The organism is Haemophilus haemolyticus (genome assembly GCF_003490595.1).
Classification (GTDB): domain Bacteria; phylum Pseudomonadota; class Gammaproteobacteria; order Enterobacterales; family Pasteurellaceae; genus Haemophilus; species Haemophilus haemolyticus_L.
Genome location: NZ_QQGY01000005.1, coordinates 108,596 through 130,815, shown reverse-complemented (window position 1 = coordinate 130,815; position 22,220 = coordinate 108,596). Strand labels below are relative to the sequence as shown.

Genomic DNA, 22,220 nt, shown 5'->3' with positions numbered 1-22,220 from the left:
TCATATTTTTAAAAATTACTTTGACATTTTCTCTTAAAGCCCTTGAAAACCCGAATTAAGAAAGCTATTTTGTAATTAAAGAAAATTGTAAATCACGCAACAAAGAGGTAAATGCTATGACACTTAATATCACCAGCAAACAAATGGAAATCACCCCTGCAATTCGTGAACACGTGGAGGAAAGACTCGCGAAATTAGGTAAATGGCAAACACAGTTAATTAACCCCCATTTTGTTTTAAACAAAGTACCGAATGGATTTACTGTAGAAGCATCTATTGGCACACCACTGGGCAATTTATTGGCAAGTGCAACCTCAGATGATATGTATAAAGCAATTAATGAAGTTGAGGAAAAATTGGAGCGCCAGCTTAATAAACTTCAACATAAAAGTGAATCTCGTCGAGCAGATGAACGATTAAAAGATTCGTTTGAAAGTTAATATTGAAAATAAACTAAAGAAAGAAAAGCAAAAGTGCGGTGAAATTTTATCCATCCAAAAAAGTTAGGTTATTAAATCGAGGACTAAGCTCTGTGATTCACAGGGCTTAGTTTTTTAGTTTACACCGAATACTCTCATGGTGATGATAATGAATACTCACCTTTCATTTGGTTATTTAGGGCTAATCTACGTCAGCCCCTTAAATTATTTACATTCAACGATGTAATGTTTGTTCGGGACGTTTAAGATGCCTTAGGGGAGAGAATGATTTTTATTGCATTGAAGATAAACATTGCTCACTTGTTGTTTGAAGAGTTGGTTGTAGTTAGTCACAAAAAATCTACACTTTAATCAGTTAGTTGTTTAATAATAAATTTGGGGGCAGCAGAACAATATTCCCCTTTTTTATTTGTAATATAGGATACGAGATGAATAATAAAACTAGCGTTTATGACAAAGAAAACTTCTTTGAGCTTTATCAGAAACTCCGCGCAAATCCAATTAGTCTCAATGAAATTGTCGAAAAGCCGACCATGCTCTCACTGTTGCCTGATTTAAAAGGGAAAAAATTACTCGATTTAGGCTGTGGTACAGGAGGACATTTACAACTTTATTTAGAACGAGGAGCAGCTAAAGTAATTGGAATCGATTTTTCAGAAAAAATGCTTGAACAAGCTGAAAAAGATCTGCAGAAGTGCGGTCAATTTTCAGGGCGTTTTTCCTTATATCACTTACCAATGGAAAAATTAGCTGAGTTACCAGAACATCATTTTGATGTGATTACTAGCTCTTTTGCCTTTCATTATATTGAAAATTTTCCGGCATTATTATCAACTATCTATGACAAACTCTCGTCTAATAGCATATTGGTTTTCTCACAAGAACATCCGATAACCACTTGCCACAAAGAAGGGGAACGCTGGGAAAAAAATGACAAAAAACAGCAAGTTGCTTATCGTTTAAATCATTACCGAGAAGAGGGCGAACGCAATAGAAATTGGTTCAAACAACCTTTTCAAACCTATCATCGAACAACAGCGACAATTATCAATAATTTAATTCATGCAGGGTTTCAAATCGAGCAAATGGAAGAACCAATGCTTGCCGACCAACCGCAATGGCATAATGAATTTAAAGATTTATCACACCGCCCATCATTGTTATTTATCAAAGTAAGAAAAGTGGAGAAATAAACAAAATAAACTGGTTTTTGACCGCACTTTATGGTATAAATCGCACCGCTGTTTTTGGGTTTCAAAAGCAGCGTTTTTAATTATTAACAACACACACATATCATTAAGGCTTAATCGGGGTGCCAAACGGTCGATTAGCTGATATGTGGAGGCTCAACCCCAACAAAAGGAAAATATTATGGCACAAGTTTCAATGCGCGACATGATCAACGCAGGCGTACACTTCGGACACCAAACTCGTTACTGGAACCCACAAATGAAACCTTTCATTTTTGGTGCTCGTAACGGTGTTCACATCATCAACTTAGAAAAAACTTTACCTTTATTCAATGAAGCTTTAGCGGAATTAACTCGCATTGCTAGCAACAACGGTAAAGTATTATTCGTTGGTACAAAACGTGCAGCGTCTGAAGCAGTTCAAGCGGCAGCATTAGATTGTCAGCAATATTACGTAAACCACCGTTGGTTAGGTGGTATGTTGACTAACTGGAAAACCGTTCGTCAATCAATTAAACGTTTAAAAGATTTAGAAACTCAATCTCAAGACGGTACTTTTGATAAATTAACCAAAAAAGAAGCGTTAATGCGTAGCCGTGAGATGGAAAAACTTGAATTAAGCCTTGGCGGTATCAAAGATATGGGTGGCTTACCAGATGCGTTATTCGTTATCGGTGCAGACCACGAACATATCGCTGTTAAAGAAGCAAACAACCTAGGTATTCCTGTATTTGCTATCGTTGATACTAATTCAACTCCAGCTGGCGTAGATTTCGTTATCCCAGGTAACGATGATGCCACTCGTGCTATCCAACTTTATGTTTCTGCAGCTGCAGCAGCGGTTAAAGAAGGTCGTGGTAACGAAGCTCAAGTTGCTGAAGAATTAGCAGCTGACGCAGAATAATTTAAGTTTTGCAATAAGGCGAAGCCCTTAATAATCAAACGATTAATTGGCATAGGGGCTAAAGTTTAGCCCCTATATTTTTATCTAAAAGTGCGGTCAAAATAAATCGCATTTTCGACAGAGGATTTTAAAAATGGCTGAAATCACAGCATCATTAGTAAAAGAACTTCGTGAACGTACCGGTGCCGGTATGATGGAATGTAAAAAAGCATTAGTTGAAGCAAACGGTGATATTGAGTTAGCAATCGACAACATGCGTAAATCTGGTCAAGCTAAAGCAGCTAAAAAAGCAGGCCGTGTTGCAGCTGAAGGTGTTATCCTTGCTCGTGTAGAAAATGGTTTCGGTGTATTAGTTGAAATGAACTGTGAAACTGACTTTGTGGCAAAAGATGCTGGTTTCTTAGGTTTAGCAAACGAAGTAGCTGATTTCGCAGCAGCAAACAAAGGTACAACTATCGAAGCATTACAAGCACAATTCGAAGAAAAACGTGCTGCATTAGTAGCTAAAATCGGTGAGAACATGAACATCCGTCGTGTTGCTTACTTAGATGGTCAAGTAATTGCTCAATACTTACATGGCGCGAAAATCGGTGTATTAGTTGCAGGTCAAGGTTCTGCAGATGAACTTAAAAAAGTAGCTATGCACGTAGCGGCATCTAAACCAGAATTCGTGAACCCAGAAGATGTACCTGCAGAAGTAGTTGAACACGAGCGTCAAATCCAAATTGATATCGCAGTTAACTCTGGCAAACCAAAAGAAATCGCAGAGAAAATGGTTGAAGGTCGTATGAAGAAATTCACTGGTGAAGTTTCATTAACAGGTCAACCATTCGTAATGGATCCTTCTGTATCTGTAGGCGACTTCTTAAAATCAGTAAATACTTCAGTGTCTAACTTCATCCGTTTAGAAGTAGGTGAAGGTATCGAGAAAAAAGAAGAAGATTTCGCAGCTGAAGTTGCAAAAATTACTGGCGGTAACGCGTAATTATTTAAAGATAACGATATGTTAATAAGCCCAACTTAAGTTGGGCTTATTTGTTTTATAGGATAAGCTGCTTAATTAACGGGCTTAAACTTTTTTAGTTACGTTTAATAAAATAAAAAATCCACACTTTAATAGTAAACATTTTAAAATGTGGATTTTGTAATAAAACTTCAAAAGAAATTAAGAAATTTTCTTTTCTAACGCTTTTAAACGTTTATTTATTCCATCAATACCTAACGTCAGTGCTGCTGTTTTACGCCATTCTTTATTCGTCTGCAATGGAATACCAGAGGAATATACGCCAGGCTCTGTAATTGGGCGCATAACCATTCCCATTCCAGTAATCGTGACTTTATCGCAAATTTCCATATGGCCATTAATCACACTTGCACCGCCAATTAAGCAATAACGCCCAACAGTCAAACTACCCGCCATGATAACGCCACCAGCAACAGCTGTACCAGTGCCGATATGAACATTATGTGCAATTTGACAAAGGTTATCGATAATCACGTTATCTTCAATAATCGTTGCGTCTAATGCGCCTCTATCGATACAAGTATTCGCACCAATCTCAACGTTATTACCAATTATTACTTGCCCTACTTGTGGAATTTTAATCCAACGACCACGATCATTTGCGTAACCAAAACCATCACTACCGATGACTGTTCCTGATTGAATTAAGCAATTAGTGCCAATCTCAACGTTATGGTAAACAGTTACATTAGCCCAAAGTTGAGTGCCTGAACCGATCTTGGTATTTTTACCAACAAAGCAATTTGCACCAATGATCACGTTATCACCAAGTACAACACCTTCTTCAATCACAGCATTCGCACCAATTGAAACATTCTCACCTAAAGAAGCACTATCAGAAATTACCGCACTTTTTGCAATGCCTTGCGCAGCCTTTGGTGTGCTATCCATATATTGAGCCAAAATTGCATAAGCTACATAAGGATCTTTAACAATAAGTAAATTGCTTTCTGAAGAACAGTGTTCGACATCCTCTTCAGAAACAACCAAAATTCCTGCTTTAGAATCTTTCAATAATGCACGAAATTTTGCGTTAGAAATAAAAGTAAGTTGATTTGATTGGGCTTTATCGAGTGGAGCGATATTCTCAACAACAACATCGGCGTTACCGCGAACGGTAGCGCCGATTTGAGTTGCCAATTCTTGCAAAGAATAGGATTTTTGCATTATGAGAACCTATTATTTTTTCTCTTCTGCTTTAGCAGGTGCTGCTTTTTCACTAGCAGGAATAGATTTTAACACTTCCTCTGTGATGTCTTTACCTTCTACCGCAAATACAACTGAATTTGCATCAAGTACATAAGTATAACCTTTCGCTTTTGCTAAATTATTTGTAGCAGTTTGAATACTATCTAATAATTTACCACGCTCTTCTGCTTGACGTTTTTCATTTTGCGCTTGGAACTCTTGAACTTTTTTATCTTGTTCCTGCATTAATTTTTGTAATTCAGCATCTTCAGCCGCGCCTAATTTATTAATTTCCTCTTGGCGTTTTTGAATATCTGCTTGACGTAAGCGAGGTGCATCTTTTTCTAAAGCCGCAACTTTTGCTTCTACTTTTTTACGAGCAGCTGCAATTTTATCATCAACTTCTTTTTTGCTTGCAGCTAACTTTTCAGCTACAGGTTTAAATTCAGCATCGAGTTTATCCGCTACAGCTTGACGGTCTGGGTGATGTTGAAAAATATAACCTGCATTAATGAAAGCAATTTTTTCTTCAGCTGCAGCATAGCCTGAAGCAAGTGCGATACCTAAAGCAAGTGCGGTTACTTTTGCGATGTTTTTCATTTGATAAAGATCCTTAATTAAATTGTGGTTAGTTTAGTATTTTCTCTGCCTAACAAAATTAGGCAGAGAATGCTATCTTTGACATTCGAATGATGAAAAAAGTTCAATCTAATTAGAAAGAACCACCAATACTAAATTGGAATTGTTCTACATCATCATTTTCATATTTTTTAATCGGTTTGGCATAAGAGAATACCAATGGCCCAATAGGGGATTGCCATTGGAAGCCTACACCCGCAGAGGCACGAACACGACTAACTTTTCCATAATCGGGTAAGCTTTTCAATACATTGTTATCTAACCCACTCTTATCCGATTTCCATTTAGTATTCCAAACACTTGCCGCATCAACAAATAAGGAAGTTCGGACTGTATTTTGGCTCTTATCGCTCACAAACGGTGTTGGTACAATAAGTTCCGCGCTCGCAGTTGTGATTGCATTACCACCAATCACATCAGAACTGATCTTATTAAAATTACCATGTTGATCGGCATAAATTGCATTAGGTCCAATACTACCATAAGCAAAACCACGTAATGAACCAATGCCACCAGCTGTATAAGTTTGATAGAACGGTAAACGTTTGTTTCCAAAACCATTTGCATATCCTGCAGATGCTTTTGCAGATATAACCCAACGGTGATCTCTGTCTAATGGATAGAAACCTTGTACATCTGCACTTAGTTTGTAGTATTTGTTATCCGAACCTGGAATTGTAACTCGTCCACCAAGACTTGCTTTTACCCCTTTAGTTGGGAAATATCCCCTATTAAGGCTGTTATAGTTCCAACCAAAAGAAAAATCAAAGTCACTGGTTTTGATTGAATTTCCATTAAAATTCATGGAATCAAGATATAATTCACGGTTATATTCTGGAGCAAAGTTACTAATCTTATTATAAGTATAACCTAATCCAACATAGTAAGAGTTATTTTCATTTACAGGGAAACCTAAAGTGACATTACCACCGTAAGTCGTACGTTTATAATTAGAAGATGTATCACTTTTAGAGTTATCATAGTTTTCAAAGAAAACATTTCCACCAAGACTTACGCCATCTTTAGTAAAGTAGGGTTCGGTATAACCTAAATTGACACTCGTACCATAATCATTTTTCGTACCAGCTATACTTACTGCTGCCCCTGTTCCCAAGAAATTATCTTGTTTAACACTAGCTTGATAGCTAATACCACTTTCTGTACCGTAACCAATACCAAAGTTGATACTACCTGTATTACGCTCTTTAACTTTATACACCACATCTACTTCGTCATCAGTGCCTTTTACAGGATCAATTCGATTTTCTACGGTTTCGAAGAATCCTGTACGATCTAAACGGATTTTACCTAACTCAACTAATTGCGAGTTATACCACGCCCCCTCTTGTTGGCGCATTTCTTGACGTAAAGTACTATCTGCTGAAACAGTATTTCCTTCAAAGCGTAGTTGACGAACAGTTAAACGTCGACCAGCATCAACAACAAAAGTAATTGCTAAGGTTTTATTCGCATCATCAAAATCAGGTACAGCATTCACCGTTGCACTACCGTAACCACGTTCACCCAATTTTGCTTTAATCGCATTTTCAACATCTGCGATATCGCTACGACGGAAAGTGTCATTTAAATGTAATGAAGAAAGCAAAGGTTCAAGTTCAGAAGCCATACCGCCCACATTACCAACTATACGAGCACTACGAAGGTCATACTGTAAACCTTCATTTACATCAATGGTTACATTCACTTTCGTTTTTTCATCATTTAGCTGAACATCAGTTTTAGTGATTTGTGCTTTGGCATAACCATTATTTAAATAATAATCACGAATTGACTGTAAATCTTTCTCGAACTGAGCGCCTTCAAATTTATTACCCCATAATTTCCACCAAGAATCAGGTTGTAATTCCATTTGCTCTTGCAACGTGCTGCTACTAACAGATTCATTACCATTGAAAGTTAATGATGCTAATTTTGCAGTATCATCTTCATTGATCTGAATTAAAATTTCAGCACGATTATTTGGTAACGTATTGACAATAGGTTCAACTGTTGCATTATAGCGACCTACGCTTGCATAGTGCTCTTTTACACTTTTGGCAAATTCATTTAATTTTTCTCTAATTAAAACATCACCAACTTTAAAACCGTTAGCATCTAAGTTTTGTTTAAGTGCTTCAGTTGGAATAACAGAGTTACCTTTGATTTTAACATCTGAAATGATCGATTTAGCCACAACGCTAACAACAAGTACATCGCCTTCTTGATGTGCATTCACATCATCGAATCGACCACTTACGAATAAAGAGCGGACAATATTAGCCACATCATTGTCAGTCACACGCTGACCGGCACGAACAGGTAGACTTGCTCGGATTTGTTGTTCTAAGTCACCTTGAACACCATCCACGCGAATATCTTTTGCCACAAAAGGTGCGGCAAACACAGTCGTTGTCGTACCGAATAATAAACTTGCGATTAGAAGTTTTTTCATCGATTGTATCCTATATAAATTATAGACGTAAAAAATCATTAAATAATGCAAACACCGTTAAGCTTAATAACAGTGCTGCGCCAATTCGATAACAGATGCTTTGCACCCGCTCAGAAACAGGTTTTCCTTTAACAGCTTCCATTGCTAAAAAAACTAAATGACCGCCATCTAATACAGGCAATGGGAATAAATTCATAATGCCTAAATTAACACTAATCAATGCCATAAAACTTAAAAAATACACCAATCCAATATTAGCGGATGCACCAGCACCTTTTGCAATAGAAATCGGACCGCTTAAATTGTTTAATGACAAATCACCCGTAATTAGTTTTCCTAACACCTTCAAGGTTAACACAGAAAGTTGGCCAGTCTTTTCAATGCCTTTTTGCAAAGAGTTAAGAATATCATATTTTAATTCAGTACGATATTCATCAGATAATTTTACGAAAGTTGGGCTTAAACCTACAAACCATTTTCCACTCTGATTACGCACTGGCGTGATAATTTTGTCAAGCGTTTCCCCATTACGTTCAACTTTAATAGAAAAAGATTCACCTTGTTCGACCTGTTTTATAAAATCTTGCCAAGGAAGTGCGGTTAAATTTTCTTTTAAAATTTTATCACCGATTTGTAAACCTGCTTTCTCAGCTGGAGAACCTTGAACAACTTTAGAAAGCACCATTTCAACTTTAGGACGCATAGGCATAATCCCTAATGCCTCAAACGCACTTTCTTTTTCAGGATCAAAAGTCCAATTTGTAAGATTTAAAGTACGTTGTTGTTCAATATTAGAACCAAAAAGAGAAAGGGCAATCTCAACATTAGGCTCACCCATTTTTGTGGCAAGTAGCATATTGATGGTTTCCCAATCTTGAGTTTCTTCACCATCAACAGCAAGAATTTGTGTATTAGGTTCAATATGAGCTTGTGCTGCGATTGAACTTGGTGTTATTGATTCAATCACAGGTTTAACACTTGGCATTCCATAAAGGTAGATGACCCAATAGGCAAAAATCGCAAAAATAAAATTCGCCAAAGGGCCTGCAATAATCACAAATGCGCGTTGTAATACGCTTTTACTGTCAAATGCTTGTGACTTTTGTTCAACTGGAACCGCTTCATTACGTCCATCAAGCATTTTTACATAACCGCCTAAAGGAATCATTGAAATCGCAAATTCTGTACCGTGCTTATCGATTCGTTTCCAAATTACCTTACCAAAGCCAATTGAAAAACGATGGACTTTTATACCGCACTTTCTAGCAGCCCAAAAGTGACCATATTCGTGAACGGATACTAATACCGCAATAGCAATGATAAAAGAACCTAGCGACCACAAAAATGACATTCAGAATCCTTATAACACAAAGAAATAGAAGTAGCTGAAAAAAGGTACCGCGGCAGTCAAGCTATCAATGCGATCTAATACACCACCATGACCCGGAATTAATTGACTGCTGTCTTTAACTCCAGACTCACGTTTAAACATACTTTCAGTTAAATCACCCAATACCGAAATTGCAACTGTTGCAACGGAAAGAATAACGAATCCAGTGATATTTCGCTCACCAACTAAAGCATCGCCAGAGAAATGGATAAACACAAAAGCAAGCACTAACGCTGTAATTAAACCACCAACAACGCCTTCCCAGCTTTTACCTGGTGACACTTTTGGCGCAAGTTTGCGTTTACCAAATGCTCGTCCGCTAAAATAAGCACCAGAATCAGCCGCCCAAACAAGCACAAATACATAAAGTAATAAAAATAAGCCGTGATAAGGATCATGGGTATAGTGTTCTAAACGTAAACGTAATACGCCCGCGATAAATGGGATTAAAGTAGAAAAGGCAAATAAAAGCTGTAAAAGAGGATTTTTAGACCAAAATTTAGCTGATTTAGGATAACTCACCACAAGCAATAAAGCTAAAATCCACCAACCAACAGCATTCATTAATAAAAGCTGGAGATGTTGTTCAAACACACGACCTGCGTCTAAATAGTTGCCCTCAGTATAGAGCCATAAAAAAATAAAGGCACCTAAAAAAGCAGCAACACAAAAACGCGCTAAAGGCTGTTTAAGGCGAGCAAACTGAGTCCATTCCCAAACGCCTAAAGTCGCCACAGCACCTAACGCGAGGGCAAAATAAAAAGGCGTGAATAAAAATAGCGCACATAGCACCGCTACGATTAAGACAATGGCAGATAAAACTCGTTGTTTAAGCATAATTTTAATCCATTTATTGAATTATTCTGTCCCACCAAAACGGCGATGACGTTGTTGATAACAGGCGATGGCGCGGTTAAATTCCGCCTCATCAAAATCTGGCCACAGCACATCGGAAAAATAAAGTTCTGCATATGCAATTTGCCATAATAAAAAATTACTAATGCGTTGTTCACCGCTGGTACGAATCAATAGGTCAACTGGTGGTTCATCTTGTGTAACCAAATGACGCTGAAAAGCAATTTCATCAATTTCTTCAACGCTAATTTCATTATTTTTTACTTTTTCTGCAAGTTGTTTTGCTGCTTGCACAATATCCCAACAACCGCCGTAATTTGCAGCAATATTGAGCGTAAGTGCGGTATTTTTTTCTGTTAAATTTTCCGCTTTTGAAATTTTTTCTTGCAAAGATTCACTAAAACGAGATATATCGCCAATAATTTTCAGGCGAATATTATTTTTATGTAATTTTTTCACTTCGCGATCTAAAGCTTGCATAAAAAGCGTCATTAACGCGCTGACTTCTTGCTCTGGTCGATTCCAATTTTCGCTACTAAAAGCATAAAGTGTAAGGAAACTCACGCCAGTTTGACGAGCATAACTTACTGCACGGCGAACTGCAGATACGCCATTGGTATGGCCAAAAATACGCATTTTATTTTTCTGTTTTGCCCACCGCCCATTACCATCCATAATAATGGCAACGTGTTTTGGAATATTGTTTTGATCGAGTTCTATCATTATTTTTATTATAAAAAGATCCCTATAAATTCGGCTGTGAACTATATCATAAGTTGTATTTGCTTGCTATGGATTAGCGAGCCCTAATCCACACTTTATTTTTTACATAATTCATTTTTATAATAAAGAAAAATAAACAAAACGAAGAATTTATGTCTGCGATTGAACAAAATAAAGACGGTATTAGATTAAGAATATTCTTACAACCAAAAGCCAGCAAAGATCATATTGCTGGCATTCACGATGATGAATTAAAAATTACCATTACTGCGCCACCTGTTGATGGTCAAGCAAATGCGCATTTATTGAAATTTTTAAGTAAATCCTTCAAAGTGCCCAAAAGCAGTATTATTTTAGAAAAAGGGGAATTGAGCCGACACAAACAAGTTTGGATTCCTGAACCCAAATTAATTCCAAAAGAAATTCAAAATCTATTGTAAAAACAAAGAAAAAAATCACCGCACTTTGGACTCTCACCCTATCAATTTATGCCGTTTTACGGTATTCTATGCCACATTTTCTATTGTCAAAATGCTGCAAAAGTGCGGTTAAAATTTAAGGTGATTTTATGCAAGAACAATATCGCCCCGATATGATCGAACCAAAGGTTCAACAATATTGGGCAGAAAATAAAGTTTTCAAAGCAATCAAAGACGAATCTAAAGAAAAATATTACTGTCTTTCTATGTTCCCGTATCCTTCTGGCCGCCTGCATATGGGGCATGTGCGTAACTACACTATTGGTGATGTAATTTCTCGTTATCAACGCATGCTAGGCAAAAACGTATTACAACCATTTGGTTGGGATGCTTTCGGCTTACCCGCAGAAGGTGCGGCGATCAAAAACAAAACTGCGCCTGCTAAATGGACATACGAAAACATTGCCTACATGAAAAAACAACTTCAGCTTTTAGGCTTTGGTTTCGACTGGGATCGTGAAATCGCAACCTGTAAACCAGAATACTACAAATGGGAACAATGGTTCTTCACTGAGCTTTACAAAAAAGGCTTAGTGTATAAAAAAACCTCAACCGTAAACTGGTGTCCGAATGATGAAACCGTACTCGCAAACGAGCAAGTACACGAAGGTTGTTGCTGGCGTTGTGATACACCTGTGGAACAAAAAGAAATCCCACAATGGTTTATCAAAATTACTGACTATGCAGAGCAATTATTAGGTGGTTTAGATACCCTTCCACAATGGCCTGACATGGTAAAAACTATGCAGCGTAACTGGATTGGCCGTTCTGAAGGGGTAGAAATTACTTTTGATGTTGCAGATACCAACGAAAAAGTAGCGGTTTACACCACGCGTCCAGATACCTTTTACGGTGTGAGTTATTTAGGCATTGCGGCGGCACATCCATTAGCAAGTTTGGCAGCTCAAAACAATCCTGAATTAGCCGCCTTTATCCAAGAAGCGAAAAACGCCAAAGTAGCAGAAGCTGATTTAGCGACTATGGAGAAAAAAGGGATGGCAACAGGCTTATTCGCCATTCATCCATTGACGGGTGAAAAACTACCAATTTGGGTTGCGAATTTCGTGTTAATGCACTATGGCACAGGTGCTGTCATGGCCGTTCCTGCTCATGACCAACGCGACTTTGAATTTGCTCAAAAATACGGTTTACAAATCAAGCAAGTTATTGAACCCATTGCTGATGAAGAAATTGATTTAACTAAACAAGCTTTCGTTGAGCACGGTAAATTAGTGAACTCAGATGAGTTTGATGGTTTAGATTTTGATGGCGCTTTCAATGGCATTGCAGATAAATTAGAAAAATTAGGTGTTGGGAAACGTCAAGTGAATTACCGTTTACGTGACTGGGGTGTTTCTCGCCAACGTTATTGGGGGGCGCCAATTCCTATGCTAACCCTTGAAAATGGCGATGTAGTACCTGCACCAATGGAAGATTTACCTATTATTCTGCCTGAAGATGTGGTAATGGATGGCGTGAAAAGCCCTATTAAAGCTGATCCTAATTGGGCAAAAACAACCCTTAACGGCGCACCAGCACTCAAAGAAACCGATACCTTTGATACCTTTATGGAATCCTCTTGGTATTACGCGCGCTACACTTGTCCACAATATCAAAATGGCATGCTAGATGCGGAAGAAGCAAACTATTGGCTACCAGTGGATCAGTATATCGGTGGTATTGAACACGCAACAATGCACTTGCTCTACTTCCGTTTCTTCCACAAATTATTACGCGATGCGGGATTTGTAACCAGTGACGAACCAGCTGATAAATTATTATGTCAAGGTATGGTGCTTGCAGATGCCTTCTACTACACCAGTCCGACCAACGAGCGTATTTGGGTAAGTCCAACTCAAGTGACCCTTGAGCGTGATGAGAAAGGTCGCATCATTAAAGCCACCGATCCTGAAGGGCGTGAACTAGTCCATAGTGGCATGACCAAAATGTCGAAATCCAAAAATAACGGTATTGACCCACAAGAAATGGTAGAGAAATATGGTGCCGATACTGTTCGTCTCTTTATGATGTTTGCCTCTCCAGCAGAAATGACCTTGGAATGGCAAGAATCTGGCGTAGAAGGTGCTAAACGTTTCTTAGGGCGTGTTTGGAATTTGGTATATCAATATCAACAAAATCCAGCAAAAACAAGCCTAGATACCACCACACTTTCAGCAGCTCAAAAAGCGCTTCGTCGTGAAGTACATAAAACCATTGCGAAAGTGAGCGATGATATTGGTCGTCGTCAAACATTTAATACTGCTATTGCAGCAGTGATGGAGTTGATGAATAAACTCACTAAGGCTTCCTTAGAAAGTGATCAAGATCGGGCTGTCATGGCGGAGGCGTTAAGTGCAGTTGTGCGCATGCTTTATCCAATTACGCCACATATCTGCTTTGAATTATGGCAAGCGCTAGGAAATGAAAGCAACATCGATACCGCTGAATGGGTGAAAGCTGATGAAGCCGCAATGGTAGAAGATGAAAAACTCATTGTTGTGCAAGTAAATGGCAAGGTTCGTGGAAAAGTGACTGTTCCTGCAACCTCTTCAGAAAAAGAAATTAAAGCGGCGGCCAAAGCAGATCCTAATGTTGCAAAATTCCTTGATGGAAAAGAAATTCTTAAAGAAATCTATATTCCATTAAAAATGTTGAATTTTGTGGTTAAACCATAATCCGTAGAATCTGTGGAATATTGATATTTCACAGATTCTATCTTTATTAGTGTATGGATTTTAAATTAATACACTCCACAATAAAGGTAATTTTTATGATTAAATCAATCAAAACATTGTTCATTGTAACAAGCATTACCGCGCTTTCTGCTTGCGGCTGGCATTTTCAAAACGGTACATTAATTCCACAAGAATTACGTACTCTTACATTTGAAAGCCCCGATCCATATAGCGAAATGTCAGTAGCGATGCGCAATCAGTTACAAGCGAATAATGTTCAACTCGTCAATTTGACTCAAGGCATTCCTGTTTTGCGCATAAATAAATTCCGCACAAATGATGAAGTTGCCTCTGTTTTTAAACGCGGACGCGAAGCTGAAAAAGTATTGATGTTAGAAGTGGAAGCTAGCATTCGTTTAGCGAATGGTGAAAGCCATCCAATCACGGCAAAAGTCAACCGCACTTTCTTTGATAATTCTCGCGCAGCATTAGCTAAATCCGCCGAACGAGAAGTAATTTGGAATGATATGCGCGAACAAGCTGCACGTCAGCTCATTACTAAAATGGTTGCATTAGAAAAACAAGTGAAAAACAAATAATGAATCGCATCTTCCCTGAGCAACTTAATCAACATCTTTCCCAACGTTTAGCCAAAGTTTACTTTTTGGTAGGACAAGATCCATTGTTACTGAGTGAAAATGAAGATGCCATTTATAAAACAGCCAACCAACAAGGATTCGATGAAAAAAATAGCATACAGATTGATAGCCAAACTGACTGGGCACAACTCATAGAATCCTGTCAGTCCATAGGATTGTTTTTTAATAAACAAGTCATGGTATTAAATTTACCTGAAAATTTCACCGCACTTTTACAGAAAAATCTGCAAGAATTTATTTCGGTTCTACATGACGATATCTTGCTGATTTTACAAATTGCAAAGCTAGCAAAAGCAAATGAAAACCAAGCATGGTTTGTTGAACTAAACCAATATGAAACCAGTGCAATTCTTGTAAATTGCCAAACACCTACGGCTGAAAATCTCCCTCGTTGGGTAAAAAATCGTACCAAAGCGATGGGATTAGACGCTGATGATGAAGCAATCCAACAACTTTGTTATAGTTATGAAAACAATCTGCTCGCACTCAAGCAAACTTTGCAGCTTTTAGATTTACTTCATCCCGATCATAAACTTAATTACAATCGTGTTATTAGCGTGGTGGAACAATCCTCAATTTTTACACCATTTCAATGGATTGATGCGTTGCTTGTTGGAAAGGCAAATCGTGCCAAACGCATTTTAAAAGGGTTACAAGCTGAAGATGTGCAACCTGTTATTTTATTACGCACACTACAGCGAGAATTATTTACGTTGCTGGAACTCACAAAACCACAGCAACATACGATGACAACGGAAAAACTTCCAACTCAACAAATTAAGACTGAATTTGACCGTCTAAAAATCTGGCAAAATCGCCGACCGCTCTTTTTAAGTGTGATTCAACGTTTAACCTATCAAAAGCTCTACGAAATTATCCAAGAGCTCGCCAATATTGAACGTCTTGCTAAACAAGAATTTAGCGATGAAGTGTGGATTAAACTCGCTGATTTGTCTGTGAAAATTTGTTTGTAATCGCTATTGTTTTTTTTTTTCACTAAAATGGTACAATAAGTCGCCACTTTGGCAATAACTTTATTAATTAACTTTCGTGAGGATATCATGATGAAAAAAACACTAGCTACACTTATTTTAATGGGATTTGGTTTTTCAGCTTCTGCAGCTGATTTGTCTGCAAGTTGTAAAACTTATTTCGCTGAAATTGATTCTTTCTTAGCATCAATGCCAGCTGCGCAAGCAAATGCGATGAAAGCTCAATATGAATCAAGCAAACAACAATTTGCATCAATGCCCGTAGCGGCACAAGATCAGGCTTGTAATCAAGCGGCAGAGCAACTTAAACAAATGAAAGCCGCAATGCCGAAATAATTTGAAAAAATCAATAGATGTTATATAAACCCTAGTCTGACTAGGGTTTTATTTTATGGGATGGAGAGCTTCATTCAATAAGCGATGAATTAATTTAGCATTAGCTGGTGGGAACTGTCCGGCATCCAATGCGCGTTGCTCAACCCAAAAACCTTCTTGCCCTTCTCGCCCAAAAGGCTCACCAATCCATTCATCTACGACATAAAAGAAAAAAGAAATAATCTTTGTTGGATATTCGAATTGGAAGCGCTCGTAAAGTTCAGCATTTAATACCACAATGCCAATTTCCTCTTCCAGTTCACGTTTTAAAGCCTGTTCTGGGGTTTCTCCCGCATCCACTTTTCCACCGGGAAATTCTAAAGATTGGGCAAAATCCTGTCCTTCTAAACGCTGCGTTAAATAGATCTGCCCAAACTCATTACGAATAATACCTGCAGCGACTTGTATAATTTTTTTATCCATTTTTTCTATCCAATAGCACCTATGAAAAAAGTGCGGTGAAAAATCACCGCACTTTGGCTAATCATTGATGACGAGCAGCACGACTGCCATGACAATGCTTGTATTTTTTACCCGAACCACAAGGACAAGGCTCATTGCGTCCAATACGACGTTCTGAATAATCTTCAGAATCTGGATTTTGGATTGCCTGATCATTTTCATCCACAGGTAAATTATTTTGATTGATACGAGCAGCCATTTCTTGACGAGCTCGTTCAGCTTCTTCCATTTCTTCTTGAGTACGCACACGTACACGCGTTAACGTCGTGATAACGTGATGTTTTAAAGAATCTAACATTTCCGTAAACATGCGGAAAGATTCTTTTTTATACTCTTGTTTTGGATCTTTTTGCGCATAACCGCGTAAATGAATACCTTGGCGTAAATAATCCATCGCCGCTAAGTGCTCTTTCCAAAGCTCATCTAGGGTTTGTAACATGACACCTTTTTCAAAGTTGCGTATAGTTTCTTCACCAGCTAGTGCTTCTTTTTCTTTATATTCTTTTTCGGCGACTTCTACGATGCGTTCACGCAAGTTTTCTTCGTGTAGATTATTATCTTCTTCCAGCCAATGAGAAATTGGTAATTCCATACCAAACTCTTGAGCCAAACGTTCCTCAAGCCCTTTAATATCCCATTGTTCTTCCAAAGATTGCGGTGGAATATATTGATCAATCACGCTATTAAATACATCGTGGCGAATGGCGTTGATAGTTTCAGAAATATCATCATTATCAAGCAAATAATTGCGTTGCTCATAAATTGCATGACGTTGGTCATTTGCCACATCATCATATTCAAGTAGGTTTTTACGACCATCGAAATGGAAGGCCTCAACTTTTGCTTGAGCTGATGCAATCACTTTCGCCAACATTTTCGATTCCATAGCCTCACCAGGCACTGTGAACGCTTTACGCATTAAATTAAGTTTACCTTCATTTAAATAAATGCGCATTAAGCCATCTTCCAAAGAAAGATAGAAGCGAGAAGAACCAGGGTCACCTTGACGGCCAGAACGACCACGCAACTGGTTATCGATACGGCGAGATTCATGACGCTCTGTACCGATAATATGCAAACCACCTGCTTTCATTACAATCTCGTGGTTCTTTTCCCACTCAGCTTTAAGCGCTTCAATTTGTTCTTGAGTTGGATTTTCTAATTTAGCAGCTTGTGCTTTCCAGTTACCCCCAAGGATAATATCCGTACCACGACCCGCCATATTCGTTGCGATAGTTACCGCACCAGGATAACCAGCTTCTGCCACGATTTCCGCTTCTTGTTGATGGAATTTCGCATTCAATACATTATGTTTGATGCCCGCTTTATCTAAAGCCTTAGATAATTCTTCCGATTTTTCTACTGAAATCGTCCCCACTAATACTGGTTGTTGGCGTTCTACACAATCTTTGATATCTTCAATAATCGCATTAAATTTATATTGTTCATTTTCAAACATCACATCTGTGCGATCATCACGAATCATTGGGCGGTTTGTTGGAATCACAACAGTTTCCAATCCGTAAATTTGTTGGAACTCAAACGCTTCGGTATCCGCAGTCCCCGTCATACCTGCAAGACGCTCATATAAACGGAAGTAGTTTTGGTAAGAAATTGACGCAACAGTTTGGTTTTCGCTCTTAATTTCCACCCCTTCTTTTGCCTCAATGGCTTGGTGTAAACCATCTGACCAGCGACGACCTGCCATTGTTCGACCCGTATGTTCATCAACAATCACGATTTCACCATCTTTCACAATGTAATCGACATCTTTTTCAAACAATGTGTGCGCACGCAAGGCAGCCATAACATGATGAAGCAATACGATTCGACCAGGAGAATACAAAGAATCACCTTCTGGCATTAAACCTTGCGCAATCAACCAATCTTCCACTTTTTCTTGGCCACGTTCAGTTAAATGTGCCTGTTTAGACTTAAGATCTAAAGTAAAGTCCCCTTCGCCTTGGTATTCTTCCGTATCTTCTTTTTCTTGTTTAATTAAGTTTGGAATCAGTTTATTGACTGCAATATAAAGCGCAGAACTATCTTCAGCTTGACCAGAAATAATCAATGGCGTACGTGCTTCATCAATTAAGATGGAATCCACTTCATCCACCAGCGCATAACCTAAAGTACGTTGGAAACGTTCTTCTTTTGAGTGGGCTAAGTTGTCACGTAAGTAGTCAAAACCAAGTTCACTATTGGTTGCATAAGTAATATCTGCTGCATAAGCTGCTCGTTTTTCTTCAGGCGGTAAACCAGGAATATTTACGCCTACACTCATGCCCAAAAATTCAAATAATGGACGGTTTGTTTCTGCATCTCGTCGAGCAAGATAATCATTCACCGTCACAACATGAACGCCTTTACCTTCAAGTGCAATTAAATAACAAGGCAAAGTTGCAGTTAATGTTTTACCTTCACCAGTGCGCATTTCTGCGATACAGCGATTAGTCAATACCATCCCACCAATAAGCTGAACATCAAAATGTCTCATACCAAGCACGCGCTTACTTGCTTCACGTACTGTTGCGAATGCTTCTGGTAAAATTTGTTGCAAAGTTTCGCCCGCACTTAAACGATCACGAAACTCTTGTGTTTTTGCTTTTAATTCATCATCACTTAATGCCTCAAAAGCTGGCTCCATTTTATTAATTTTAACGACTTGTTTTTTTAATTTACGTAGAATGCGTTCATTACGACTGCCAAAAATTCTTGTTAAAATGCTCATAATTTCTCTTTTTAAATATATAAGTTAAATAGTTAAATGCTTATGAAATATTTTATTTCATGCACAATAATTTTTTAAAATATCGCTATTTCAATAGCAATATTCTTCACAAAAAACAGAAAAATTAAATAAGCAAGGGGCCTGCTCGAATTGGTGCACTAAGATTCAACGCTTCAGCAAAAAAGTGCGGTTGAATTTTAAGTTGTTTTTCAGTTTGGTGGGAAATTGAAGGTTGAGGAATGGCTTGTCGTTGCACTTCACGTGAAACTTTTACCGTCTCTAACGCTTGTTGAATGGAAACACTCGAGGAATAATTTTCCGCATTATTTTGATTTTCAAAACTTTGTGCGTTAGGCAAAGCAAAAATCGCGATGATACTTAAAAGTAATCGCGACCAAAAATTCGGTTTGACAGTGCCTGAAATCATCATCTCGTTGTTTATTATGAAAATTGCGTGTATTGTAGCGGAAATCTAAACTAATGTCATTTACTGGGGGCAGACTTTATGGAAAACAAGGCTGATCGTTATCAAAAAGCAGTTAATATTATGGATGTGCTTGAGCAATCGCCCTTTGCCAAAATAATGAAAAAAGGTCTTGCCATCAATGAACTTAATCAAAAATTTAACCGCATTTTTCCACAAGAATTTCATGGCAAATTTCGTATTGGCAACATAACTGATCATTCAATTTTTATTGAAGTATCTAATGCCATTGTTCGCCAAGGGATTCTATTTAGACAGACAGAATTGTTGAAACTCATTCAAGAAGAATTTCCGCATGTAAAACAACTTGAGATAATAATAAACCCTGGTTTTTAAAAGCTAAGAATAAGAGAAAATGGAGATTTAATATCAATCAGACTTTTTTAACAATGCTTTCTCTATTTTTTTCTCTTCGCGTCTTTTCTGAAAAAATGCGCTTAATTTCTGACTACACTCTTCTGCCAATACACCAGATGTAATCTCCAGAGTATGATTCATCTTATAATCATCAAAAAAATGGAAACGTGATCCAACCGCACCAGTTTTATAATCAGAAGCGCCGAATACAAGGCGTTTAATTCTGCTATGCAAAATTGCCCCAGCACACATTGTGCAAGGCTCCAATGTCACATAAAGCGTAGTATTCAGTAAACGATAATTTTGGAGATGTTTTGCTCCGTCACGCAAAGCGATAATTTCAGCATGGGCGGTAGGATCACTTTGAACAATAGAGAGATTCCAACCTTCTCCAATAATATTTCCAGCGTCATCAACCAAAACCGCTCCCACAGGAATCTCACCTAACGCTTCTGCTTTATCCGCAAGAGTAAGGGCATAGAACATCATTTTCTCGTCAAATTCTGACCGCACTTTTGCTACAACCATTAGACGGAAAAAGGATATTTAATCGGCTCATGAGATTGATAGCCAATAACTTTAAAATCATCCATCGTGACCCAAGTTTCCAAATCTTCAAGCGTTTTTATATCTGGATTGATTTCTAATTTTGGCAACGGGAAAGGCTCGCGTTTAAGTTGTACATCACGCATTAACTCAAGCTGATCTTCATAAATATGCGCATTCACAATTTTATGATATGCCTTGCCTGCTTTTTTGCCCGTAATCTGAGCCATAAGCGCTAAGAAGGTAAACACCTGAATTTGATTGAAATTCAATCCAAGCGGAACATCACAGGAACGTTGATAACTAGTAAGATGTAAAGTATCGCCCACAAGAGAAAAAGTATGCGTGTGCATACAAGGACGAAGACAACCAAGATCAAATTCACCTGGGTTAAAGAAGGTTAAAATTTCCCCTCTATCATCAATGCCCTTTGTCAAATTATTAACAATTTTGCGTAGCTGATCGATGGTTTCACCATTAGGTTTACGCCACGCTCTGCCTTGCACACCATATACGCGACCCATATCATCAACGCCTCTACGGTGCGGATTCGCGAGCCATGCGGCATTTTCATTCGCATTAGCATCCCAAGTTTTAGTACCAAGTGCGCGAAAATCAGCAGCATTGTCATATCCACGAATATAACCTAGAAATTCAGCAATTGCCGCTTTCCAATAACTTTTACGTGTAGTAATCAGCGGAAATTGATTATTCGCTACATCATATTCTAAATCTGCATTAATAACCGTGAGACAACGCTTACCTGTACGTTCATTGGCAACCCATTCACCTTCATTAACAATGCGACGACAAAGATCAAGATATTGCTTCATAAAAATCTCCTATTTTATTACCGCACTTTTGCGTGAATAAGCCCAAGCAATAATTAAGGCACCACCAATAATCATCGGTAAACAAAGTGCTTGTCCTCTTGTAATGACCCCAAAGAAATTTTCAACTTCAGGTTCACGCACATATTCCACAATAAAACGGAAGACGCCATAACCAATTAAGAATAAGCCTGCAACGGAACCCATTGGACGTGGCTTTTTAATAAAAATATTCAGAATTGCAAACAACACTATGCCTTCTAAAAAAGCTTCATAAAGTTGTGATGGATGGCGAGGCAGTAAGAGCGGATCATTCGGGAAAATCATAGCCCAAGGCACATCCGTTTCGCGTCCCCATAGCTCAAGATTAATGAAATTACCAATTCTACCTAAACCTAAACCAAACGGAATCAAAGGCGCAACAAAATCAGCCGTTTGCCAAAAATTACGTTTTTGTGAATAAGATGTCCAAATCATGGCAACAATGACGCCTATTAAGCCGCCATGGAAAGACATTCCACCTTCCCAAACACGGAACAAATAAAGCGGCTCTTGTAAGAAACGATCCAAATTATAAAAAAATACATCGCCAACACGTCCGCCAATAAATACACCCATAAAACCATTGAACAGTAAGGTATCAACTTGATCCACTGTCCAACCGCTATTTGGACGATTAGCACGGCGAACAGCAAGCCAGCGTGCAAAAATAAAGCCCAAAAGGTACATCAAACCATACCAACGTAAGCCGATATTGCTATCACCAAGAGTAAAAATGGTTGGATCAAAATGAGGCAGGAGCAAGTAATTTGAATTCATAATTTT

The 22,220-nt window shown here is 38.2% G+C and carries 22 protein-coding genes; 10 read left to right on the top strand and 12 right to left on the bottom strand.

Annotated elements, in window-relative coordinates; all coding sequences use genetic code 11:
* Window positions 1–116 precede the first annotated feature (116 nt).
* The 4 genes from raiA to tsf all read left to right on the top strand — a co-directional run bounded on the left by raiA (window position 117) and on the right by tsf (window position 3,519).
* Window positions 117–440, top strand: coding sequence for a ribosome-associated translation inhibitor RaiA (gene raiA / locus DV415_RS05255; protein WP_009499739.1), 324 nt, complete (start codon window positions 117–119; stop codon window positions 438–440).
* Window positions 441–868: 428 nt separating this feature from the next.
* The gene (locus DV415_RS05250) at window positions 869–1,633 is read left to right on the top strand and encodes a class I SAM-dependent methyltransferase (protein ID WP_118789891.1); all 765 of its coding nucleotides are present in this window, start codon (window positions 869–871) and stop codon (window positions 1,631–1,633) included.
* A 178-nt stretch (window positions 1,634–1,811) separates the two neighbouring features.
* Entirely contained in the window at window positions 1,812–2,534 is a 723-nt protein-coding gene (gene rpsB / locus DV415_RS05245; RefSeq protein ID WP_005645552.1) for a 30S ribosomal protein S2, read from the top strand.
* A gap of 133 nt (window positions 2,535–2,667) precedes the next feature.
* Window positions 2,668–3,519 (top strand): translation elongation factor Ts, encoded by an 852-nt coding sequence (gene tsf, locus DV415_RS05240; RefSeq protein ID WP_118775346.1) that lies wholly within the window; start codon window positions 2,668–2,670, stop codon window positions 3,517–3,519.
* Between the two features lie 180 nt (window positions 3,520–3,699).
* Here tsf and lpxD read toward each other — a convergent pair whose 3' ends face one another.
* From lpxD to uppS, 6 genes are all read right to left on the bottom strand, one after another.
* Window positions 3,700–4,725, bottom strand: a complete 1,026-nt coding sequence (lpxD, locus tag DV415_RS05235; RefSeq protein ID WP_118789890.1) for a UDP-3-O-(3-hydroxymyristoyl)glucosamine N-acyltransferase — start codon at window positions 4,723–4,725, stop codon at window positions 3,700–3,702.
* A 12-nt stretch (window positions 4,726–4,737) separates the two neighbouring features.
* On the bottom strand, window positions 4,738–5,346 hold the full coding sequence (locus DV415_RS05230) for an OmpH/Skp family outer membrane protein (protein WP_114908705.1): 609 nt from the start codon (window positions 5,344–5,346) through the stop codon (window positions 4,738–4,740).
* Between the two features lie 112 nt (window positions 5,347–5,458).
* Complete coding sequence (gene bamA, locus DV415_RS05225; protein WP_114908706.1) at window positions 5,459–7,837, bottom strand: outer membrane protein assembly factor BamA; 2,379 nt, start codon at window positions 7,835–7,837, stop codon at window positions 5,459–5,461.
* A gap of 19 nt (window positions 7,838–7,856) precedes the next feature.
* Window positions 7,857–9,188 carry a sigma E protease regulator RseP gene (rseP, locus tag DV415_RS05220; RefSeq protein ID WP_118789889.1) on the bottom strand — a complete coding sequence of 444 codons (1,332 nt, stop codon included), beginning with the start codon at window positions 9,186–9,188 and terminating at the stop codon, window positions 7,857–7,859.
* A 9-nt stretch (window positions 9,189–9,197) separates the two neighbouring features.
* Window positions 9,198–10,064, bottom strand: a complete 867-nt coding sequence (locus tag DV415_RS05215; RefSeq protein ID WP_118789888.1) for a phosphatidate cytidylyltransferase — start codon at window positions 10,062–10,064, stop codon at window positions 9,198–9,200.
* 21 nt (window positions 10,065–10,085) lie between these two features.
* Complete coding sequence (gene uppS, locus DV415_RS05210; protein ID WP_118789887.1) at window positions 10,086–10,805, bottom strand: polyprenyl diphosphate synthase; 720 nt, start codon at window positions 10,803–10,805, stop codon at window positions 10,086–10,088.
* Window positions 10,806–10,957: 152 nt separating this feature from the next.
* Here uppS and yggU point away from each other — a divergent pair, with 152 nt between their 5' ends.
* The 5 genes from yggU to DV415_RS05185 all read left to right on the top strand — a co-directional run bounded on the left by yggU (window position 10,958) and on the right by DV415_RS05185 (window position 15,946).
* Complete coding sequence (gene yggU / locus DV415_RS05205; RefSeq protein ID WP_005631228.1) at window positions 10,958–11,245, top strand: DUF167 family protein YggU; 288 nt, start codon at window positions 10,958–10,960, stop codon at window positions 11,243–11,245.
* A 128-nt stretch (window positions 11,246–11,373) separates the two neighbouring features.
* On the top strand, window positions 11,374–13,959 hold the full coding sequence (leuS, locus tag DV415_RS05200) for a leucine--tRNA ligase (protein ID WP_118789886.1): 2,586 nt from the start codon (window positions 11,374–11,376) through the stop codon (window positions 13,957–13,959).
* Window positions 13,960–14,054: 95 nt separating this feature from the next.
* Complete coding sequence (locus DV415_RS05195) at window positions 14,055–14,558, top strand: LPS-assembly lipoprotein LptE (RefSeq protein ID WP_118789885.1); 504 nt, start codon at window positions 14,055–14,057, stop codon at window positions 14,556–14,558.
* A complete protein-coding gene (gene holA, locus DV415_RS05190; RefSeq protein ID WP_118789884.1) occupies window positions 14,558–15,592 on the top strand; it encodes a DNA polymerase III subunit delta in 1,035 nt (344 codons plus the stop codon). Before DV415_RS05195 ends, holA begins: the two co-directional genes overlap by 1 nt.
* Before the next feature lie 90 nt (window positions 15,593–15,682).
* The gene (locus tag DV415_RS05185) at window positions 15,683–15,946 is read left to right on the top strand and encodes a DUF5339 domain-containing protein (protein WP_032803225.1); all 264 of its coding nucleotides are present in this window, start codon (window positions 15,683–15,685) and stop codon (window positions 15,944–15,946) included.
* Window positions 15,947–15,994: 48 nt separating this feature from the next.
* On the opposite strand, the gene mutT is transcribed toward DV415_RS05185, so the two are convergent.
* From mutT to secM, 3 genes are all read right to left on the bottom strand, one after another.
* Window positions 15,995–16,408: an 8-oxo-dGTP diphosphatase MutT gene (gene mutT / locus DV415_RS05180; RefSeq protein ID WP_005627484.1), complete on the bottom strand. Its 414-nt coding sequence runs from the start codon at window positions 16,406–16,408 to the stop codon at window positions 15,995–15,997.
* 61 nt (window positions 16,409–16,469) lie between these two features.
* Window positions 16,470–19,178: a preprotein translocase subunit SecA gene (gene secA, locus DV415_RS05175; protein WP_114908713.1), complete on the bottom strand. Its 2,709-nt coding sequence runs from the start codon at window positions 19,176–19,178 to the stop codon at window positions 16,470–16,472.
* Between the two features lie 124 nt (window positions 19,179–19,302).
* Window positions 19,303–19,605 carry a secA translation cis-regulator SecM gene (gene secM / locus DV415_RS05170; protein ID WP_114908714.1) on the bottom strand — a complete coding sequence of 101 codons (303 nt, stop codon included), beginning with the start codon at window positions 19,603–19,605 and terminating at the stop codon, window positions 19,303–19,305.
* A 78-nt stretch (window positions 19,606–19,683) separates the two neighbouring features.
* On the opposite strand from secM, the gene DV415_RS05165 reads away from it, so the two are divergent.
* Entirely contained in the window at window positions 19,684–19,998 is a 315-nt protein-coding gene (locus tag DV415_RS05165) for a DciA family protein (RefSeq protein ID WP_118789883.1), read from the top strand.
* Window positions 19,999–20,031: 33 nt separating this feature from the next.
* Here the strand turns inward: DV415_RS05165 and tadA are convergent, their stop codons facing one another.
* The 3 genes from tadA to lgt are packed head-to-tail and all read right to left on the bottom strand — an operon-like array spanning window position 20,032 to window position 22,214.
* On the bottom strand, window positions 20,032–20,547 hold the full coding sequence (gene tadA / locus DV415_RS05160) for a tRNA adenosine(34) deaminase TadA (RefSeq protein WP_118789882.1): 516 nt from the start codon (window positions 20,545–20,547) through the stop codon (window positions 20,032–20,034).
* Complete coding sequence (locus tag DV415_RS05155) at window positions 20,547–21,398, bottom strand: thymidylate synthase (RefSeq protein ID WP_118789881.1); 852 nt, start codon at window positions 21,396–21,398, stop codon at window positions 20,547–20,549. The genes tadA and DV415_RS05155 overlap by 1 nt, the downstream gene beginning before the upstream one ends.
* Before the next feature lie 9 nt (window positions 21,399–21,407).
* Window positions 21,408–22,214: a prolipoprotein diacylglyceryl transferase gene (gene lgt / locus DV415_RS05150; RefSeq protein WP_118789880.1), complete on the bottom strand. Its 807-nt coding sequence runs from the start codon at window positions 22,212–22,214 to the stop codon at window positions 21,408–21,410.
* Between the last annotated feature and the right edge of the window lie 6 nt (window positions 22,215–22,220).

What these genes read in the sequence shown, in the direction of transcription:
- mutT (WP_005627484.1), bottom strand. Translation starts at nt 16,408, where the DNA reads ATGGATAAAAAAATTATACAAGTCGCTGCAGGTATTATTCGTAATGAG.
- yggU (WP_005631228.1), top strand. Translation starts at nt 10,958, where the DNA reads ATGTCTGCGATTGAACAAAATAAAGACGGTATTAGATTAAGAATATTC.
- DV415_RS05165 (WP_118789883.1), top strand. Translation starts at nt 19,684, where the DNA reads ATGGAAAACAAGGCTGATCGTTATCAAAAAGCAGTTAATATTATGGAT.
- holA (WP_118789884.1), top strand. Translation starts at nt 14,558, where the DNA reads ATGAATCGCATCTTCCCTGAGCAACTTAATCAACATCTTTCCCAACGT.
- lpxD (WP_118789890.1), bottom strand. Translation starts at nt 4,725, where the DNA reads ATGCAAAAATCCTATTCTTTGCAAGAATTGGCAACTCAAATCGGCGCT.
- DV415_RS05155 (WP_118789881.1), bottom strand. Translation starts at nt 21,398, where the DNA reads ATGAAGCAATATCTTGATCTTTGTCGTCGCATTGTTAATGAAGGTGAA.
- rpsB (WP_005645552.1), top strand. Translation starts at nt 1,812, where the DNA reads ATGGCACAAGTTTCAATGCGCGACATGATCAACGCAGGCGTACACTTC.
- DV415_RS05185 (WP_032803225.1), top strand. Translation starts at nt 15,683, where the DNA reads ATGAAAAAAACACTAGCTACACTTATTTTAATGGGATTTGGTTTTTCA.
- DV415_RS05215 (WP_118789888.1), bottom strand. Translation starts at nt 10,064, where the DNA reads ATGCTTAAACAACGAGTTTTATCTGCCATTGTCTTAATCGTAGCGGTG.
- lgt (WP_118789880.1), bottom strand. Translation starts at nt 22,214, where the DNA reads ATGAATTCAAATTACTTGCTCCTGCCTCATTTTGATCCAACCATTTTT.
- tsf (WP_118775346.1), top strand. Translation starts at nt 2,668, where the DNA reads ATGGCTGAAATCACAGCATCATTAGTAAAAGAACTTCGTGAACGTACC.
- secM (WP_114908714.1), bottom strand. Translation starts at nt 19,605, where the DNA reads ATGATTTCAGGCACTGTCAAACCGAATTTTTGGTCGCGATTACTTTTA.
- uppS (WP_118789887.1), bottom strand. Translation starts at nt 10,805, where the DNA reads ATGATAGAACTCGATCAAAACAATATTCCAAAACACGTTGCCATTATT.
- DV415_RS05195 (WP_118789885.1), top strand. Translation starts at nt 14,055, where the DNA reads ATGATTAAATCAATCAAAACATTGTTCATTGTAACAAGCATTACCGCG.
- secA (WP_114908713.1), bottom strand. Translation starts at nt 19,178, where the DNA reads ATGAGCATTTTAACAAGAATTTTTGGCAGTCGTAATGAACGCATTCTA.
- rseP (WP_118789889.1), bottom strand. Translation starts at nt 9,188, where the DNA reads ATGTCATTTTTGTGGTCGCTAGGTTCTTTTATCATTGCTATTGCGGTA.
- DV415_RS05230 (WP_114908705.1), bottom strand. Translation starts at nt 5,346, where the DNA reads ATGAAAAACATCGCAAAAGTAACCGCACTTGCTTTAGGTATCGCACTT.
- raiA (WP_009499739.1), top strand. Translation starts at nt 117, where the DNA reads ATGACACTTAATATCACCAGCAAACAAATGGAAATCACCCCTGCAATT.
- leuS (WP_118789886.1), top strand. Translation starts at nt 11,374, where the DNA reads ATGCAAGAACAATATCGCCCCGATATGATCGAACCAAAGGTTCAACAA.
- DV415_RS05250 (WP_118789891.1), top strand. Translation starts at nt 869, where the DNA reads ATGAATAATAAAACTAGCGTTTATGACAAAGAAAACTTCTTTGAGCTT.
- bamA (WP_114908706.1), bottom strand. Translation starts at nt 7,837, where the DNA reads ATGAAAAAACTTCTAATCGCAAGTTTATTATTCGGTACGACAACGACT.
- tadA (WP_118789882.1), bottom strand. Translation starts at nt 20,547, where the DNA reads ATGGTTGTAGCAAAAGTGCGGTCAGAATTTGACGAGAAAATGATGTTC.